Here is a 17,756-nt window from a genome sequence, read left to right as displayed (position 1 = left end):
GTTTCGGCCCTTCCCGATTACTTCAGGTTCTTGCTGACGATGGAGGCCATTTCGTCGGCGGTGGTGATGACCTTGGAATTCATTTCATAGGCGCGCTGCGCCGATATCAGCTCGGTGATTTCCTTCACCGGATCGACGTTCGACGATTCGAGGTAGCCCTGCTTCATGTAGCCGAATCCCTCTTCGTCGGGCGTACCGACAACTGGATCGCCGGAGGCCGGCGTCTGCTGAAACAGGTTGTCGCCGAGCGGCTGAAGACCGGCCTCGTTGACGAAGTCGGCGATCTGCAGCTGGCCGAGCACGGTCGGATCGGTGTTGCCCGGCAGCTTCGCAGAAACTTCGCCCGAGCGGCTGATCGTTACCTGCGTCGAGCCCTGCGGGATCGTGATGTTCGGCGCCACGAGATAGCCGTCCACGGTGACGATCTGGCCGGTCTCGTTCTTGTTGAATGCGCCGGCGCGGGTGTAGAGCGTGGTGCCATCCGGCGCCTGGATCTGGAAGAAGCCGCGGCCGATCAGGGCCACATCGAGGTCGTTGCCGGTCTGCGAAAGTTCGCCCTGGATGTGCAGGTTGCGGACGGCAGACGTCTGGACGCCGAGACCGATATTTGCACCTTCCGGTACGATCGACTGGTTCGCGCGGTTGGAAACGCCTTTAGCGCGCTCGGTCTGATACAGCAAGTCGGTGAATTCAGCGCGAGCGCGCTTGAAACCGGTCGTGTTGATGTTCGCGATGTTGTTGGCGATGACTTCAAGATTGGTCTGCTGGGCATCCATACCCGTTGCAGCAATGGCAAGCGCTCTCATGGCTTCGTCCTTAAATCAATTACATCTGCATCCGGGTGACGTCGAGAAAGGCCGAAACAACCTTGTCGCGAATGGCGATCGCGGTCTGAAGGGTCTGCTGCGCCTGCATGACGGCATCGACGACTTCACGTGTCGTGGCGGTGCCCTTGATGCCGGCGAAAGACATACTTTCCGCGTTCTTCAGGGTGCTCACTGCTCCGGTCGCAACATTGCTGAGAACCGCGCCGAAACCGCCGTCGTTTGCCGCGCTTTCTGCAGCGGAGGAGGCCGTGGAGTTGTCTTGGTCGATGGCAGCAAGGCCGCGGGTCATCGACAGGGAGCTGACACTATTGACGTTGTTGATCATTATTGGCTCTTCAGTAGATCGATCGTTGCCGAGATCAGGTCGCGGGATTGCTTGATGGTCTGCAAGTTGGCGTCGTAGGAGCGGTTCGCTTCCCGCATGTCGGCCATCTCGACCAGCACGTTGACGTTCGGTAGCTTGACGACGCCCTTTTCGTCCGCAGCCGGATTGCTGGGGTCGTATTCGGTAATGAACTTCGATTCATCTTCCCCAAGCTTCTTGACGTTGACCGTGGTGACGCCATTGGCGCGATCCACGGCTTCCCCGAAGGTAATCGTCTTGCGGCGATAGGGATCGGCGCCGGGCGTGTCGCCGGTCGAGCGGGCGTTGGCAATGTTTTCGGACACGATGCGCAGGCGCGTCGATTGCGCCTCCAGTCCCGATCCTGCGATTTTGAGTGCTGCTGATAAAGGATCCATGACCTTAGCTCTTCACCGTCATCAGCATCATCCGATTGAACGAGCTCACCAGCGAGGTGTTCAAATCGTATTGACGCTTGATTTCACCGGACTTGGAAAGCTCCTCGGCGAGGCCGACCGTGTTGCCGGATTCCTGGACGCCGATCTCCTGATCGAGAGCCGCATCCTTGACGTCGATGTCACTCTTCGTACCCAGATCGTTGCCGGTCAGGTGCGCAGCATTGGTGCGCGCCATCGTGATATCCGACCTATCGAGGGCAGCCTGGAAGGGCGTGATATCCTTGGCGCGATATTTCGGCGTGTTCGCGTTCGCGATGTTGCCGGCAACAACCTCCTGACGGATCGTCAGCCATTCGGCCTGCCGCGAGGCCAAGTCGAAAAGTTGAATCGGTTGCATGGGAACTCTCCGTTTTTGCTGAGGCGAACCTACGGCGGTAATCTTGCGTCAGACTTACGGAGAATGCGGTGCGAAAATCCGGACCTTGTTGGCCACTGCCTCCAGAATGCGAAGAAGGCTCCGACCGTATCCGGTGGAGCCTTCGGCTGATTCGCTGCGTGGCGGCAGGCACTCAATTGTGCTGGTAGACATCGCCCTTGGAGGTGATGATGACCCATTTGCCATCGCGTTCCTCCAGTGTCGCCAGCCGACTTTCGTCCGGTAGAATGGATCCGACACGCACGACGTACATCCCTGATGTGTCTTCGATCAGGGCACGACCGTTTGCCACATGGAGGAGGCGAAAACCCGATTTGCCGGGAAACGGCTGCTCTTCGGCCGGCGGCCCGTTGTCGTCTTCCTTGCCGATGGTGGAGACCGTCGCCGTCGTCAGCGGATCGACTGGGATCTCGGGCTTCTTTTCGTGTTGGTTCTTGTTGGCCATCGCCAGCGGCGAGACACTGAAGACGTTCCGCGCCGGCCAGTCCGGAAGGTCGCGCGTCCGGTCGCCCTGCGCGACATTGATGCCGAACTTGTCCTCGTTGAAGAAGACGTACCACGGAAAGAACGCGGACGCTCCTGCCAGGACGAGGCCGGCAATTGTCAGGGCACGGTCGAGAAAGATGGTTTTGCGCCGGAGAGGCTTCAGCGGGGCGATCTTCTCATCGTCATCGAAATCGTTCACGTCGCGCCTTTCTATCTGCGGATATTCGGCTGGCCGCCGATGCCGGCCGCCGCCTTCAGGGCGCCGGCCAAATCGGCAAAGGCATCCTGCGAATCGACGTCGCCAGGCGACTGTTTCAAAACATCGTAAATAATCGGTACCTGCTTGACCGCCATGTCGAGATCAGGGTCGGCGCCTGGACGATAGCCGCCGATCAGGCGAAGGTCGCGTGTCTCCTCGAAGCGGTGGATGAGCGTTTTCAGGCGAGACACGAGCTTCTCCTGATCCGGAGTCCAGGCCTTGCGCGCCAAACGCGAGATCGAGGCAAGCGGATCGATCGGTGGATAGCGCCCCTCCTCCGCGAGGCTGCGCTGCAAGACGATGTGGCCGTCCAAGATGCCGCGCGTCGAATCCGCGATCGGGTCGTTGTGATTGTCGCCATCAACCAGGATCGAAATGATCGCCGTGATGGTCCCCGTGCCTTGGGGGCCGGGACCTGCGCGCTCCAGCAGGCGCGGCAGCTCGGTAAAAACCGAAGCTGGATAGCCGCGCGCGATCGGCGGCTCGCCGGATGCGGTCGCGACTTCTCGTATGGCATGGGCAAACCGTGTGACGCTGTCAACGATCAGCAGCACGTTGTCGCCCTGGTCGCGGAAATGCTCGGCGACGGTGACGGCCGTCAGCGGTGCCATCTTGCGCAGCATCGGGCTCTCGTCGCTCGTCGCGACGACGGCGATCGCCTTCCTCATGTTGGCGCCAAGCGTATCCTCGATGAACTCGCGCACTTCGCGGCCACGTTCGCCGACCAGCGCGATCACGACCTTGTCGAAGGCATCGGCGCGCGCCAGCATGGAGAGCAGTGTCGACTTGCCGACGCCCGAGCCGGCGAAAATGCCGAGGCGCTGCCCAAGGCAGAGCGGCGAGAAAATGTCGATGGCGCGAACGCCTGTTTTGAAGCCTTTCTCCACGCGCTTTCGCGTCATGGATGGTGGAGCGGTGTTCGAAATGGAGCGGCGGCCGAGCCCTTCGACGATCGGACCCAGCCCATCGATCGGCTCGCACAGCGAGTTGATCGTGCGGCCGCACCAGCTTTCGGATGGCGAGATGCGGAACGCACCCTTGCGGATCACCGTGTCGTGGATGCCGATCGGCTCGCCCGGCTCAATTGGGCAGACGTAGGTCAGTTCAGGCTCGACGCGGACGACCTCACCGAGGTGGATGCCGGTCGACGATTTGTGCGCCACGAATTCGCCCAGGCGCACCTGACGCGACAGCCCCGTGACCGTGTAGTGGCCGGCGGCTATTGTCTGGACATGGCCGCCGGGCGCGACCAAGAGTTCGGGATTCGAATAGCGCGAGACGAGCCCGGCAAGGTGCGCGAGCTTCGGCGAGAGATCGGCTTCAGTGAGCGGCGTTTGGCTCATGCGTCAGACCTCGGCTAGCGGCTGCCGCCGAGCGTCTTGATCGCTTCGCTGAACGAGGCCTCGCTGTCCTTCGAGAGCGACGTCATGCTCTCGAAGGCGCGATTGACTTCGATCAGCTGCGTGATTTCGCGCATGGCGTTGACGTTGGAATTTTCCAGGTAGCCCTGCTGAACACCGACATTGAAGCGATCGGTGACGGCACGCGGCTGCTCGGTCGTCATGATGCCGCTGTTCTCGTAGCGCAGATAGCCCTTGCTGATATCGGCCTCGAAGAGACCCAGCGAGCCGACCTGTCTGCCGTCCTGATAGATCAATCCGTCAGCGCCGACTTTCGGTTCGCCAGCGGCCGTGTTGAGCGTGATCGGCGCACCACCGGCATCGAGAACCGGATAACCGCGGACCGAAATCAGCTCGCCGTTTTCCTTCATCGTGAAGCGGCCATCCTTGGTCAGAACCTTGCCGGCCGGCGTTTCCACAGAGAACCAGGCATCGCCCTTGATCGCGAAGTCGAGCATGTTTCCGGTGTGCTGGAGCTCACCGCTGTCACCCGAGAGATAGTCGTTGCCCTGTGAAACATAGGCAATCTTGGCGTTGATCTTATTGCCGGTCTCACCGAGCATCTCGTCGAACTTCACCTCCGTCGCGCGGAAGCCTGTCGTGTTCACGTTCGCCATGTTGTCGGCGATGGTGGTGAGGCGACGTTCGAGTGCGATCTGCGACGACAACGAAACATAAAGACCGGATTGCATCCCGATAGGCTCCTGCATTGGCGATGAACGGTACGAAATCCGGGTGTTTGCAGTCGGTTGGACCACGGATCTCGCTGAGGCGGCATCTCAGAAACAGGCACGGATGCCCATTCGTCACCAATAAGCTGACAGCAAATGCTTGCGCGAAGCTGGCATGGAAAGCTCGGGTTTGCAGGGCCAATCATCAGCCTCACGCAAGCCAGCAGCCCTATCCCTTGGGTTGAAAATAACGATCAGGTTTGGACTGACGATGAATATCATTATCGGATTTGTGATTACCTGCGGCTGCATCATCGGCAGCTTCATGGCGATGGGCGGCCATGTGGAGGCGCTTTGGCAGCCTTTCGAGCTCGTCATCATCGGCGGCGCCGGCCTGGGCAGCTTCGTCATGGGCAACCCGATGAAGGTGGTGAAGGATTCCGGCAAGGCGCTTGGTGAAGCGTTCAAGCACACCGTCCCGAAGGAACGGAATTATCTCGATACGCTTGGTGTTCTATATTCCCTGATGCGCGACCTTCGTACGAAGTCCCGCAACGAGATCGAGGCGCATATCGACAATCCGGCCGAATCATCGATCTTCCAGTCCGCTCCGACGATCCTCAAGAACAAGGAACTGACGGCATTCATCTGTGACTACGTTCGCCTGATCATCATCGGCAATGCCCGCTCGCATGAAATCGAGGCTTTGATGGACGAAGAGATCAACACGATCCTTCACGACAAGATGAAGCCCTATCACGCCATCCAGACGATGGGCGACGCCTTCCCCGCCATCGGTATCGTCGCCGCCGTTCTCGGCGTCATCAAGGCGATGGCACACATTAACGATTCGCCTGAGGTTCTCGGCCACCTGATCGGCTCGGCGCTCGTCGGCACCTTCCTCGGCATTCTCTTGTCCTATTGCGTATGTTCACCGATCGTTTCCCAGATCAAAATCGTCCGCAACAAGCAGCATCGCCTTTACGTCATCGTCAAGCAGACGCTGCTTGCCTACATGAACGGCTCCGTGCCGCAGGTTGCTCTCGAGTATGGTCGCAAGACAATCTCGGCCTATGAGCGTCCTTCGATCGACGCGGTCGAGCAGGAAATGATGAACCCCGGCGGCGAGAACAAGGCGGCGTAAAGGATCATGAACGCTACCCTCAAGACCCCCCTTATGGACGAAGCCCTGCTTGCCAAGCTGACCGGCAGGCTCGGCGACAAGGCCACCATCGAGAAGATCTGCGGCGCCTTCGGCGATGTCTACACTGTCTTCCTGCCCGACATCATCAAAAGCGAGACCAATCTCGATGTCGAGGTCGCCTATCTCGGCTGCGACAGCGGACATAAGAACGACCTCGTCGCCGATCTCGGCGGCAACGTGACGCTCGTTAACGCAACACTCCGCAACTGGTCGCAGAATATTACGCTGGCCTGCGGCAACAGCTTCGTCATCACGCTGATGGAGCACCTGCTGGGGGCGGCAGCCGAGACCGTCGAGCAGCCGGCCGACCGCCTGCTGTCCGTGATCGAACTCGAGCTTGCGGTCATGGTTTTCGACAAGATCGCCAATGTTCTTCGCTCGGCGGTGAACGCGCCTGGCGGCTTCGAGCCGGCCCTAGAGCTCCCCTATGCGTTCGAAACGCGTGCCAAGCCGGCCGAAGACAAGCCCGACGAGTTTGCGGCCGCGATCAACATGTCGATCACGCTTTCCGGCATTACCTCGGATTTCTCGCTGATCGTTCCCCAGGCTGCTCTGCTGAAGACGAGCGTGGCGGCTCCAAAGGCCAAGGGGCAGCCTGCCAAGTCGTCCGAATGGACCGATCAGCTCAGCGAGCAGGTGCGCCGTTCGCAGGTAACGCTTAACGCCAAGATCCGTCTGCAGGACCTGACGCTCAGGACCATTTCGAAGCTTGCGGCTGGTGACGTCATTCCCTTCTACGATCGCGGCGACGTCCGTGTCGAAGTCAGTGCCAACAGCAAGGAATTGTACGTCTGCGAGTTTGGGCGCTCGGGCGAGAATTATACCGTCCGGGTAAAGGATACGATTAACTCGGATGACGAGCTCATCCGCCACTTGATGAATTAGCCCATTTTCCAACCGGGCTGCCGCACGGCAGCTTGAGGCAAGTTTCAACTGGAATAGTGATTTCATGGCGACGAAGAAGACACCCAAGACCAGCGACCTTTCAATGGAGCTCCCGGGCAACGAGGCCGAGCTCGATCAGGCCATCGATGACCTGCGCGGCGTCCTGAAGACTGACGCGGAAGGCGGCCTGCCCGACTTCGCCGACGAGAGCGACGCCTTCAGCGGCAGCACTGACCTGTCCACCTTTGGCGGCGATTTCGAAGACGCGGCCGAGGAGCCTGCGTTCGGTGGCAGCGATTTCGGTGCAACGTCCGACTTTGGCGGCTCTGCCGATTTCGGCGACACCTCCTTCGGTGCGGTCGCTTCCGAACCGGCGCCGCTTGGCAGCGCCATGCAGTCGAACCTTGACCTGATCATGGACATCCCGATCGACGTTCAGATCATGCTCGGCAGCAGCCGCATGCAGGTCGCCGGCCTGATGAACCTGAACGAAGGCGCGACCATCGCGCTCGACAAGAAGATCGGCGAGCCGGTCGAAATCATGGTGAACGGCCGCAAGATCGCGCGCGGTGAGATCACCGTTCTGGAAAACGACGACACGCGTTTCGGCGTGAAGCTGATAGAAGTTTTGAGTACGAAAAAAGCCTGATCCCGGTGCAGGGACGGAGAGGTTAGACCATGATGGACTTTGACGATTTCGGCGGCGCTCTTGCCGAGAAACCGTTGACCCAGGCTGAAAAGGCGGCGGCCGTTCTCCTCGCTATGGGGAAAGGGGTCGCCGGCAGGCTGCTGAAGTATTTCACGCAGGCCGAGCTGCAGACGATCATCGGCTCGGCGCAAACGCTACGCGCCATTCCGCCGGATGAACTGCTCGGACTTGTCGCCGAATTCGAGGATCTGTTCACCGAAGGCGCCGGTCTTATGGACAACGCCAAGGCGATCGAAAGCATCCTTGAAGAGGGCCTGACGCCTGACGAAGTCGACAGCCTCCTCGGCCGTCGCACGACCTTCCAGGCCTACGAGACGTCGATCTGGGACCGCCTCGGCGAAGGCGACCCGGCCTTCATCGGCAAGTTCCTCCTGCGCGAGCATCCGCAGACAGTTGCCTACATTCTCTCCATGATGCCCTCCTCGTTCGGCGCCAAGGTCCTGATGCAGATTCCGGACGGGCGCCGCGCGGACATCATGAACCGTACCGTCAATCTCAAGTCCGTCAGCCCCAAGGCCGCACAGATCATCGAGAAGCAGGTCATGACCCTGTTGGCCGAGATCGACGCCGAGAAGAATTCGATCGGCTCGACGAAGGTTGCAGAGTTGATGAACGAGATGGACAAGCCGCAGGTCGATACCCTGCTCACCTCGCTTGAATCGATCAGCCGCGAATCGGTCAACAAGGTCCGGCCGAAGATCTTCCTCTTCGACGACCTCATGCTCATGCCGCAGCGCAGCCGCGTGATGCTGCTGAACGATATCTCGTCCGACATCCTCACGATGGCATTGCGCGGCTCGGCGGCCGAAATGCGCGAGGCGGTGCTCGCCTCAATCAGCCCGCGCCAGCGCCGCATGATCGAATCGGATCTGCAGAGCGGAACAGTCGGCATCAATCCGCGCGAAATCGCGATCGCGCGGCGCGCCATTGCCCAGGAAGCGATTCGCCTGGCAAATTCCGGTCAGATCCAGCTCAAGGAAACCGAGGGCGAAGGTTCGGCTGCAGCCTGAGCCGCTGTTGTTGTGTACGAAGCGCCCTCTCCCTACCGCCGTGGTTGATCGCGGCGGCAAAAGGGAGATACCCTTCCAGAAAGGCCGCGCTCTGGCGCGGCCGTTTCTTTTGATGGAGGGCCTCGGCCTTGGCCGACGACGACAAGGACAGCAAAACAGAAGACCCGACAGCGAAAAAGAAAAGCGACGCTGCCGAGAAAGGCAATGTGCCGTTTTCGCGCGAGGTGCCGCTTTTTGCCACCGTGCTTGCCACGTTCGTCTACATCATCTTCTTCCTGCCGGAGGGACTCAGCAAGGTTGGCGAGGCGCTGAAGGACATTTTCGAACAGCCTGACCAATGGAAGCTCGAAACCGGACCTGACGCGCTTTCCCTGTTCGTTCACCTGGGCTGGGTCTCGGCAGCATTGCTTGCGCCGGCCTTCATCCTGTTCATGGTATTCGGCGTCGCCGCGTCCATCTCGCAAAACCTTCCGACGCCGGTGCTCGAACGTATCCGGCCGCAGTACTCGCGTATTTCGCTCGCCAAGGGATGGTCGCGGCTGTTCAGCCTGCCTGGCCTCGTCGAGTTCGGCAAATCGCTGACGAAGATCGTCATCGTCGGCGTCGTCATGTTCTTCGTGCTGAAGAGCGAATACTTCAACGCAATCGACGCGATGTTCTCCGATCCGCAGACGATCTTCACGCGCATGATGACGTCGATGCAGAAGATTACGATCGTTGTCCTGATCGCTACCGCTGTCGTGGCGATTGCCGATTTCTTTTGGACGCGCTATCACTGGTTCACCGAACTGAAGATGACGCGGCACGAAGTCAAGGAAGAAAACAAGCAGTCGCAGGGCGATCCTTTCGTCAAAAGCCGCCAGCGCTCGGTGATGCGCGACCGCGCCCGCCGCCGCATGATCGCCAACGTCGATCGCGCGACGCTCGTGATTGCCAACCCGACGCACTTTGCCGTCGCCCTACGCTACGTGCGAGAGGAGAACGATGCGCCTGTCGTCGTCGCCAAGGGTCAGGATCTAATTGCGTTGAAAATCAGACAGACCGCGGAAAGGAACGGCATTCCCGTTTTCGAAGACCCGCCTCTGGCGCGCTCCATGTTTGCGCAAGTCTCGGTCGATAGTGTCATACCGTCTGTATTCTATAAGGCAGTCGCGGAACTCATCCATCGGGTTTACGCGACGCAAGCCAAGAACAAACGGGTAAGATAGCCGAATGAAAAAATGCCCCTACTCTACCCAGCGTGAAAAAATCCTGGCTGAAGCAATCAGCCCGGTGGCCACGGAATTGCGGCTTCTGGACGCTTCGGACCTCATCTCTCTTCTGCGCTTCGAGTACTACGGCAATCTTTCCGATCTGGTATCGTCAGCCGCCGAGCTTTTCTTCCATCCCGGCACGGTCAATTTCGGCCATGGCGGCAGCTATACGTTGGAGTGGGGCGGCAAGCCGGAAGTGGTGATCGACCTCGAAATCAAGCCGCGCGACGTCACGATCTATGCGCAGCTGACGCTTGCCGAGGCGCACGCCGGCATTGAGATCAACCATATCGCCTTCCAGAATCCCTCGACGGATCCTGACGAAAACACCGCTTTCCTCGAGCAGAGCCTGCGCGACGCACGCTATAACGTCGAGCCATTGCGGGCATTGGCGGGCTAAAGCACGCTAGGCACCTTCCTGTCAGCTTATGTATCCAAGGCGAATCGCTTTTGCGATCGCCTGGATTCGGTTGACCGAATCCAGCTTGATCGTTGCCGAGCCAAGATAGGCGTTGACGGTATGCACGGAGAGGCCGAGCTTCTCCGCAATCTCTTCGCTGATGCGCCCGTCGCCGGCAAGCTGCAGGCAGGCAATCTCGCGTTCGCTGAGAGCTTCGGCCGCCGCCACACGGCGCTCGTCGAGCGAGAGCAGATCGATCATGACTTGGCAGGACCTCGCATGCAATTCGACAATCATGTCGCTCGCCGGCTCGAGATCATCGCCCGTGAAGACAACGAAGCCATTGCCCACGGCGCCAAGGCGCACCGGAAAGGCCATGCCGGAAAACGGAAGAAGGCCGTCCTTCAGTCGCGTCATGAAGGGAGCAATGCTTGCGGGCCGGGGAGCGGCGCGATCGAGCCCGCCGGCCCACACGACCGGAAGGAGCGACTTCTCGATATGATCAAGCAGCGCTTCGCCATGGGCGTCGATGAATGCCCGGCTGAAGCCACTGTTCGAAGAGCCCCAGTTCTCCAGCTCGCAAACCAGACGTTGCTTCGCCGGAACGCCTGCCCCACTGACACGGTAGACGGCGAAGTTCTGGGCATCGGCAAGCTTCTGCATGCCGATCAGGCGCGGGAACAGATCAGACCGACTCGCAACCTTATTGACCCGCACGCCGCGCATCATTTCCGAATTTCCCATCGACCGACCGGATGGCTGCCCCATAACGCCGTCCCCTTAGACGAGATTGTTCCTGACCGCGAATGCGATGGCCTCTGAACGAGTCTTCGTCGCCGTTTTTCGCATGACACTGGTGATGTAGTTGTTGATGGTATTGCGGGAGATGCCGAGGATCATCGCGATCTCGTCGCTCGTCTTGCCTTCGGCGATCCAGAAAAGGCACTCCAGTTCCCGATCGGTCAATTCGAAGTCCCGGTCAGCCTTGGTAGCGCCGCATTGCAGGAAGCTTGCAAAATACGCCGTCAAAAGCCCCACATCCCGCAACCGCTCCTGCGACAGAATGAACCCATCATCAAACAGGAACATCAGCACCAGGCGCGAACGGCCGATGTTGAACATCAGCGAACAGTATTGGCGGCTGGCGCCATCAGGCGCGTCCGCCGTATCCGGCAGGAGGGCGAAGTGCGGCTGGAAGAGCAGCATGCATTTTTCGAGTTCCGTCGCACGGGCGAAGCCGCCGACGAAGGCATGCGCCAGGTTGGTGACGAGATCGAACGGCCAGTCCGAGGAGACGACGAAGTCGAGGCCAGCCTCCTGCACCAGGTCTGCTCGCGCCAAGAGATAGTGCGACGCGCCAACATAGTCCGTCAGTGCGCGCAGCCCGGGTTGCAACCGTCCCGTGTTCGATATCTCGCAGAGTTGTGCGATCAGTTCGTCGCGTGAAGAGAGGTTTGTCGCTGCTATACCAACGAAGTTTGCCTTGTGCGTGTCGCTCTTGAGAGCCTGCAATATATGCATGTCCATTGGCAAAACCCCGCGGCTGTAAACCACCTACGACAGAAGCTTGATCCGCATGCTCCCGAACAAATTACGACCTCTCCGCGAATCATCCAAGATTACGATAGGTGGCACAATTCACCATCTCCGAGTTCTTGGGATTTACATTTTCTGCATTTCGTGCCCTGATTCGCGCACAAATTCCGCTTGTTAAGGAATTATTAAATTAAAGTGATTCGGGGAACTCTGACAATACGATTCGCGTAAAACGCGTGGTCATATCAGCCCTCTGTCAAGTTCTATCCTCAGAAATCTTCATGCCCGCATTCGAGCGATGGTAAAATATGACTGGATAGCTGTGCAGCGCATGGGCAAAAGAAAAAGGCCGGTTGCCCGGCCTTTCTTTATGCGGCGGCGTTGTCGACCGCCCATTTTCTAAGGATTTTCGCGGCGCGTTCCTCGTTGATCTCGACCATACGCGCCAATTTGCGTTCCGGGCCTTCCTTGACGCGACGATTGAAGTTGCCGTCGTCGTCGCCGAGGCTGAGCAGGTCCTCGGTGCTGTCGAAACCGAAGTCCGAACCGAAGCCATCCATGAGCGCACCACCGGTGCCCACGCCTCCTGCCGGAGCGAAATCCGGAAGTTCGAGACCCGCGCTTTCCGGCGAGGTGTCGCCGATGACCGCCGTACCATTGCCCGTTACGCTGCGGATCATCGGGCGGACGCCCATCCAGATCACCAGGAAAGCGACTGCGACGAAGGCGAGAGAGTTGATGATGCCCGCAAGGTTGCGGCTCAGCATATCCATGACCCGGACGCCGCTGCCGGTCTCCTCGAGAAGCTGGTTCTCCAGGAAGTCCATAGCCGTGACGGTCACGACATCGCCACGGTTGGCGCTGATGCCGGCAGCCGATGCCACGATCTTCTGCATCTCTGCGAGATAGGCGTCGACCTTCGCCTGATCCGCGGGCTCACCGACCATCTGGGCAATACGGCCCTTGTTGACGACGACGGCGATAGAGAGTTTTTCGATCTTGTAGCTATTGCGCGTCGTAGCAGTCGTCTTGCTGTTGATTTCGTAGTTGGTCTGTTCTTCTTTCTTGTCGGACTTGTCTTGCGATTCCGGACCGGTGGCGCCGCCGGAGTCGGGCGCTGCCTGCGGAATGTTCTGCTCGACGGTGGTCGCGTTGTCGGACTGCTTCTGCTGCGACTGAGAGGCTTCCTTCGTCGTCCGGATGGAGCGCTCGACCTTCGATTCCGGATCGTAGGTCGTTTCCTGGATCTGCTGGCTGTCGGTGTTCAGTTCGGCCGTAACGCTGGAGCGGAAGTTATCCATACCCAGGAAAGGTGCGAGCGCCTTGTCGATATTGGTTTCAACTTCGCCCTGGACGTTCTGAACGATGTTCAGCGAACGGTTCAGCGAACTGTTGCTGGCTTCGTCACCGGAAGCGAGCAGTTGCCCAGCCGAATCGAGGATCGTGACATCACCGACATCGAGGCCGGGAACGGCTGACGCAACAAGGTGGCGGATCGACGTTGCTGCATTCCGGCCGGCGGCAGCGCTTGCGCGGATCATGACGGACGCTGTCGGCTTCTGTTCGGCTTTGCGGAAGTTGCCGACCTCGGGCATGACGATGTGAACACGAGCAGCTGTGATGCCGGAGATCGACTGGATCGTGCGACCAATTTCACCTTCGAGCGCGCGAACCCGCGTGACTTCCTGCATGAATGAGGTTAGGCCGAGCGAGCCGACATTGTCGAAGAGTTCGTAGCCTGCATTGGCGCTGTTCGGGAGACCCCGCTCGGCGAGCAGGAGACGCGCCTTGCCGGTCGTGCCGGCGGGAACCGTAATGCTGGAGCCGTCGGTTCCGACCTGGAACCCAATATTCGCTTCGGCGAGTGCTATGCTGATCTGATTCAGATCAGGGGTATCAAGCCCGACATAAAGCGTTTCCTGGGCGGGTTTGTTGACCAAAAAGGCTGCCGCCAGGATCAGCGCGACTGAAACGACGCCCACGCCGGCCAGCGCCAGCAGGCGATTCCGCCCTAGCGAACTGAAGTTCTTAAAGATTTGAACTAATTGATTTAACAGATTCATTCTGTTCTCGCACGACCGTCACAGACAAAGCGGGCTTATTGCCTCATCTCGACGATAAATGCCGAAACTTGTGCGAGCGTTTCGTGGGGAGGTGCGGAGTAGAACCCGGATTAGAAGAAGTCGAAGTCTCCGGCTGCCTTCGCCAGAGGCTGAACGTTGCCATGATACATGGAGCCGCCTAGCGCCCGCTGCATTTCGCTGAGTTTCACCAGGCTCAATGCCGTCGCGACATCGACCGCCCAGTCCTGCGGGATTTCGCCGGTGATGGTGTCGATGAACTCTGCAAGACCGCGCGTCTTCTGCACGGCAAGATCGATTCCCTGCATGACCTTCATACTCTCCGGCGAGTTCAGCAGTTCGGCACCGCCCCCGACTTCGAGGAGCTGCGGCTCGATCCGCTCGATCAGATAGGCGACGTCATGCAATTCCGAGACGATACGCATCAGGACATCAGGCAGGGCTTCAGCGGGCGACGGCTGCTCTGTCATTGCATTCACAGTCATTAATAGGTCCTCGCCCTCAGAAGAATTCGATGCTGGTTTCGACAGGTTTCTGCGGAGCGGCCGGACGCTGCTCAAGCGCAACAGTTCTCTGCGTTTCCGCACCGGTGAGCGGATACTGTCGAGCCCGCCCGGAGACCGGCCAGTATTCGAGCTTGCGCCCGTGCTCACCACCAGTGCTGGAGCTGATGACGGGAATGCCTTCATCCTTCAGGAACTGCACAGCAAAGGCGGCGTTCTGTTCGCCGACATTCGAGAATGTCGAGATCGTCTTCGCTCCACCGAAGATCTTGGCCTCCAGGCGGTCGCGGCGCGCGCCCTGCTTCAGGAGGCCGTTGATCAGCAATTCCATCAGATGGACACCGTAACGCGTGGCGTCTCCGCCCGTCATCGGCGTGTTTCCTGTCCCCGGCAGGAGGAAATGATTCATTCCTCCAATGCCTGCCACGGGATCTCGCAGGCATGCAGCCACACACGATCCAAGGATGGTCGTCAGTACCGCATTCGGATCATTCAGGACCTTCCATTCGCCCTGGATGATATTAACGCGGCGGGCTGCTACGTCGAGATTCATTTCAATGCTCCAAATACGGCTTCGATCGCCGCCTTCATCTTCTCGATCGTGAAGGGCTTGGCGAGAACGTTGTTGGCGCCGAGCTGCGCCGCCTTTGTGACCAGCGCACGATCGCCCTGCGCCGTCAGGATGATGAAGGCCGCCTTCTTGGTCGCCGGGTTGGCGCGAACAGCCTGCAGGAAGCCGAGGCCATCCATCTTCGGCATATTGAAGTCGGAGATGACAAGATGATGCGGCTGCTGGGTCATGATCTTCAAGCCCTGCTCGCCATCGCCGGCAGCGGTGATCTGCTTGAAGCCGAGCTGGGTCAGCGCGTCGCTGAGCAGCAGTCGACTGGTGACCTGATCGTCGACGATCAGAACTTTGATTTTCTCTGCGATTGACATTAGTCTGTTCCTTCCTTTCGGGCGGCTGTCATTTTCAAGATTTCTTCGCCGATGCCATTCAGCGGCAACTGTTGTTCGACGGCACCGAGCTCGTAAGCAACCCTCGGCATGCCGTAGACCACGCTTGTCTTTTCGTTCTGACCGAGCGTGCGCGCGCCGGCATGGCGCATCTTCAATAGACCGGCGGCACCGTCACGTCCCATGCCGGTCAGAATCACGCCGACAGCATTGCGGCCAGCCAGTTCGGCAACCGAATCGAATAGCACATCAACGGACGGCCTGTGGCCGTTCACGGGATCACGTTCGATGAGGCGGCAACAAGGCGCATGGGCGTTGGCAACCTGCAGGTGGCGTTCGCCACCGGGTGCGAGGTAGATTCTGCCTATCTCCAGACGCGCGCCGTCGGTCGCTTCCTGCACGACCGGCGCACAGAGCCGGTTGAGGCGTTCGGCAAAGCTCTTGGTGAAGGTTGGCGGCATATGCTGCGTGATCACCGTCGGAGGGCAGTTCGCCGGGAATTTCTGAAGCACCGCAATCAACGCCTCGACGCCACCGGTCGACGAACCGATCGCAACGATCTTGCGGCCAACGCGGAAGTCGGCAACAGCAGGCGGCGGTGCAGCCGGTGCCGGCTGGGTGTATTGGCGCCGCTGCGAACGAGCGGCCGCCTTCACCTTTTCGGCAAGGTCGCCGAAAGGGCGTGCGTCGCCCGGAAGCGGCTTGCCGACACAGTCGAACGCGCCGATCTCAAGTGCCGCCAGCGAGGCATCGGCGCCGCGATGGGTCAGCGTCGAGACCATGATGACCGGCATCGGACGCAGCCGCATGATCTTCTCGAGAAAGTCGAGGCCGTTCATGTTCGGCATCTCGATATCGAGCGTCACAACGTCGGGATTGAGCTTCTTGATCGCCTCGCGCGCCTCGAGCGCGTCGCCTGCCTGGCCGATGACGCTAACCTCCGGATCGGCGCTCAGCACGGCAGTGATCAGGCCGCGCATCGTGGCAGAGTCGTCGACGACGAGAACTTTAGCTGGTGCGCTCATGCCTTCCTCCCCACGCCCTTGGTCGTGTAGCGGTAGGTGGTGATGCCGATGTTGTCGAAGACGTGCTTGGCGTCGCCGGAAACGCGCTCGGAATGGCCGATATAGAGATGACCGCCTTCCGGCAGCAATTCGGCAAAGCGTGACCAGATCTTCATCTGCGTCGGTTCGTCGAAGTAGATCACCACATTCCGACAGAAGATGACATCGAACTTGCCCTTGAACGGCCACTGCGCCATCAGGTTCAACTCATTGTAGGTGATCAGACGCTTGACGCGGTCATCGACCTGGAACTTGCGCCGTCCCTGGACCTCGACCTCGCTGAACCACTGCTTGCGCATGGCAGGCGAGACGGTTTCGAGGGCATTTTCGTCATACGCGCCGGCACGGGCGATCGCCAGAATCTTCGGATCGATATCGGTCGCCAGAATCTTGAAGTCGTAGTCGGCAACGTTCGGCATCATCGACAGAACGGTCAGCGCGATCGAATAGGGCTCCTGACCATCCGAGGAGGCTGCCGACCAGATGCGGACCCGGCCGCCCATCTTTGCACGATGCAGCAGGTCCGGCAGAACATGATCGCGCAGGTGCTCGAAGTGATGGTTCTCGCGGAAGAAGCGTGTGAAGTTCGTCGTCAGATGCGACAGCATTTCACGACGAGGGGCAGCACCTGCCGGCGACGAAACGAGCGCGCAATATTCGCGAAAGCCCGACAGGCCGAGATTGCGAATGTGCTTCGATAGACGCGAGTAGACGAGCGATGCCTTCGTCTCGTTCAGGTAGATCCCCGCATCCGAGTAGATCATCGCGGCAATTTCCATGAGGTCGCGGCGGGTCAGCGGGTATTCGCCGCTCGCCAGCACCTCGTCGGGGCTTCCCTGCCGCGTGTCTCTTGCACTCAGGACATTCATGCAGCTTCGCTTTCCGTCTCGGGGAAAATGGCTTCTAGTTCGAGCAGGCAGATCATGCGCTTGTCGATCGCCAGGATGCCGCGGGCGAACTGGCGCTGCAGTTCCGATGCGATCTCCGGTGTCGGCCGCACGTTGTCTTCGGTAACGGTCAGAATGTCGGACACAGCATCGACCAGCAGGCCGACGACCTTCCGGTGAACCTGCGCAACGATGATGACGTGGCGTTGCGTGGGCACCGCCGGCTTCATGCCGAGACGGGCGGATAGGTCGATGATCGGCAACACCGCACCGCGCAGGTTGATCACGCCCCTCATGTAGGATGGCGAGTGCGGCATCGCCGTTGCCGGCGTCCAACCGCGAATCTCGCGAACCGACATGATATTCACGCAAAACTCCTGATCCCCGACGCGGAACGCGATCAATTCGCGGTCCCCCTCGTGCAGATTTTTCACGGCGTACGACATA

At 59.6% G+C, this 17,756-nt stretch carries 22 protein-coding genes; 6 read left to right on the top strand and 16 right to left on the bottom strand.

Annotation, left to right across the window (positions count from 1 at the left end; all coding sequences use genetic code 11):
* Window positions 1-17 precede the first annotated feature (17 nt).
* The 7 genes from flgG to flgF all read right to left on the bottom strand — a co-directional run bounded on the left by flgG (window position 18) and on the right by flgF (window position 4,841).
* A complete protein-coding gene (gene flgG / locus FHT71_RS02770; protein WP_007796592.1) occupies window positions 18-806 on the bottom strand; it encodes a flagellar basal-body rod protein FlgG in 789 nt (262 codons plus the stop codon).
* Window positions 807-825: 19 nt separating this feature from the next.
* Window positions 826-1,152 (bottom strand): flagellar hook-basal body complex protein FliE, encoded by a 327-nt coding sequence (locus FHT71_RS02765; protein ID WP_007796590.1) that lies wholly within the window; start codon window positions 1,150-1,152, stop codon window positions 826-828.
* Window positions 1,152-1,568: a flagellar basal body rod protein FlgC gene (gene flgC, locus FHT71_RS02760; protein ID WP_183718852.1), complete on the bottom strand. Its 417-nt coding sequence runs from the start codon at window positions 1,566-1,568 to the stop codon at window positions 1,152-1,154. The genes FHT71_RS02765 and flgC overlap by 1 nt, the downstream gene beginning before the upstream one ends.
* A 4-nt stretch (window positions 1,569-1,572) precedes the next feature.
* Window positions 1,573-1,965 (bottom strand): flagellar basal body rod protein FlgB, encoded by a 393-nt coding sequence (flgB, locus tag FHT71_RS02755; RefSeq protein WP_007796582.1) that lies wholly within the window; start codon window positions 1,963-1,965, stop codon window positions 1,573-1,575.
* Window positions 1,966-2,137: 172 nt separating this feature from the next.
* The gene (locus FHT71_RS02750) at window positions 2,138-2,689 is read right to left on the bottom strand and encodes a hypothetical protein (RefSeq protein WP_007796578.1); all 552 of its coding nucleotides are present in this window, start codon (window positions 2,687-2,689) and stop codon (window positions 2,138-2,140) included.
* Window positions 2,690-2,700: 11 nt separating this feature from the next.
* Window positions 2,701-4,092, bottom strand: coding sequence for a flagellar protein export ATPase FliI (fliI, locus tag FHT71_RS02745; protein ID WP_183718850.1), 1,392 nt, complete (start codon window positions 4,090-4,092; stop codon window positions 2,701-2,703).
* Window positions 4,093-4,106: 14 nt separating this feature from the next.
* A complete protein-coding gene (gene flgF / locus FHT71_RS02740; RefSeq protein ID WP_007796572.1) occupies window positions 4,107-4,841 on the bottom strand; it encodes a flagellar basal-body rod protein FlgF in 735 nt (244 codons plus the stop codon).
* A gap of 250 nt (window positions 4,842-5,091) precedes the next feature.
* Between flgF and motA the strand changes: the two genes are divergently transcribed.
* From motA to FHT71_RS02710, 6 genes are all read left to right on the top strand, one after another.
* Window positions 5,092-5,964, top strand: a complete 873-nt coding sequence (motA, locus tag FHT71_RS02735; protein WP_007796569.1) for a flagellar motor stator protein MotA — start codon at window positions 5,092-5,094, stop codon at window positions 5,962-5,964.
* 6 nt (window positions 5,965-5,970) lie between these two features.
* Window positions 5,971-6,909, top strand: coding sequence for a FliM/FliN family flagellar motor switch protein (locus FHT71_RS02730; RefSeq protein WP_132588320.1), 939 nt, complete (start codon window positions 5,971-5,973; stop codon window positions 6,907-6,909).
* A gap of 64 nt (window positions 6,910-6,973) precedes the next feature.
* Window positions 6,974-7,558, top strand: coding sequence for a flagellar motor switch protein FliN (gene fliN / locus FHT71_RS02725; protein ID WP_007796565.1), 585 nt, complete (start codon window positions 6,974-6,976; stop codon window positions 7,556-7,558).
* Window positions 7,559-7,587: 29 nt separating this feature from the next.
* Window positions 7,588-8,628 (top strand): flagellar motor switch protein FliG, encoded by a 1,041-nt coding sequence (gene fliG, locus FHT71_RS02720; protein WP_007796561.1) that lies wholly within the window; start codon window positions 7,588-7,590, stop codon window positions 8,626-8,628.
* A gap of 128 nt (window positions 8,629-8,756) precedes the next feature.
* A complete protein-coding gene (flhB, locus tag FHT71_RS02715; protein WP_132588319.1) occupies window positions 8,757-9,836 on the top strand; it encodes a flagellar biosynthesis protein FlhB in 1,080 nt (359 codons plus the stop codon).
* A gap of 4 nt (window positions 9,837-9,840) precedes the next feature.
* Window positions 9,841-10,281 (top strand): hypothetical protein, encoded by a 441-nt coding sequence (locus FHT71_RS02710; RefSeq protein WP_007796554.1) that lies wholly within the window; start codon window positions 9,841-9,843, stop codon window positions 10,279-10,281.
* Window positions 10,282-10,302: 21 nt separating this feature from the next.
* Here the strand turns inward: FHT71_RS02710 and FHT71_RS02705 are convergent, their stop codons facing one another.
* From FHT71_RS02705 to FHT71_RS02665, 9 genes are all read right to left on the bottom strand, one after another.
* On the bottom strand, window positions 10,303-11,049 hold the full coding sequence (locus tag FHT71_RS02705) for a helix-turn-helix transcriptional regulator (RefSeq protein ID WP_007796551.1): 747 nt from the start codon (window positions 11,047-11,049) through the stop codon (window positions 10,303-10,305).
* A 12-nt stretch (window positions 11,050-11,061) separates the two neighbouring features.
* Window positions 11,062-11,808, bottom strand: coding sequence for a helix-turn-helix transcriptional regulator (locus FHT71_RS02700; RefSeq protein ID WP_132588318.1), 747 nt, complete (start codon window positions 11,806-11,808; stop codon window positions 11,062-11,064).
* Between the two features lie 377 nt (window positions 11,809-12,185).
* Window positions 12,186-13,880, bottom strand: coding sequence for a flagellar basal-body MS-ring/collar protein FliF (fliF, locus tag FHT71_RS02695; protein WP_007796545.1), 1,695 nt, complete (start codon window positions 13,878-13,880; stop codon window positions 12,186-12,188).
* Between the two features lie 110 nt (window positions 13,881-13,990).
* Window positions 13,991-14,383 carry a hypothetical protein gene (locus FHT71_RS02690; protein WP_007796543.1) on the bottom strand — a complete coding sequence of 131 codons (393 nt, stop codon included), beginning with the start codon at window positions 14,381-14,383 and terminating at the stop codon, window positions 13,991-13,993.
* Window positions 14,384-14,399: 16 nt separating this feature from the next.
* Window positions 14,400-14,954, bottom strand: a complete 555-nt coding sequence (cheD, locus tag FHT71_RS02685; protein WP_007796542.1) for a chemoreceptor glutamine deamidase CheD — start codon at window positions 14,952-14,954, stop codon at window positions 14,400-14,402.
* Entirely contained in the window at window positions 14,951-15,340 is a 390-nt protein-coding gene (locus tag FHT71_RS02680) for a response regulator (RefSeq protein ID WP_007530058.1), read from the bottom strand. Before FHT71_RS02680 ends, cheD begins: the two co-directional genes overlap by 4 nt.
* A complete protein-coding gene (cheB, locus tag FHT71_RS02675; protein WP_132588317.1) occupies window positions 15,340-16,383 on the bottom strand; it encodes a protein-glutamate O-methylesterase CheB in 1,044 nt (347 codons plus the stop codon). The genes FHT71_RS02680 and cheB overlap by 1 nt, the downstream gene beginning before the upstream one ends.
* The gene (gene cheR / locus FHT71_RS02670; RefSeq protein ID WP_007796536.1) at window positions 16,380-17,291 is read right to left on the bottom strand and encodes a protein-glutamate O-methyltransferase CheR; all 912 of its coding nucleotides are present in this window, start codon (window positions 17,289-17,291) and stop codon (window positions 16,380-16,382) included. Before cheR ends, cheB begins: the two co-directional genes overlap by 4 nt.
* On the bottom strand, window positions 17,288-17,755 hold the full coding sequence (locus FHT71_RS02665; protein ID WP_132588316.1) for a chemotaxis protein CheW: 468 nt from the start codon (window positions 17,753-17,755) through the stop codon (window positions 17,288-17,290). Before FHT71_RS02665 ends, cheR begins: the two co-directional genes overlap by 4 nt.
* Between the last annotated feature and the right edge of the window lies 1 nt (window position 17,756).

This window comes from Rhizobium sp. BK060, from assembly GCF_014193145.1.
Lineage (GTDB): Bacteria > Pseudomonadota > Alphaproteobacteria > Rhizobiales > Rhizobiaceae > Rhizobium.
The sequence above is the reverse complement of the archived record's forward strand: the minus strand, read 5'-3'. Positions and strand labels throughout refer to the sequence as shown.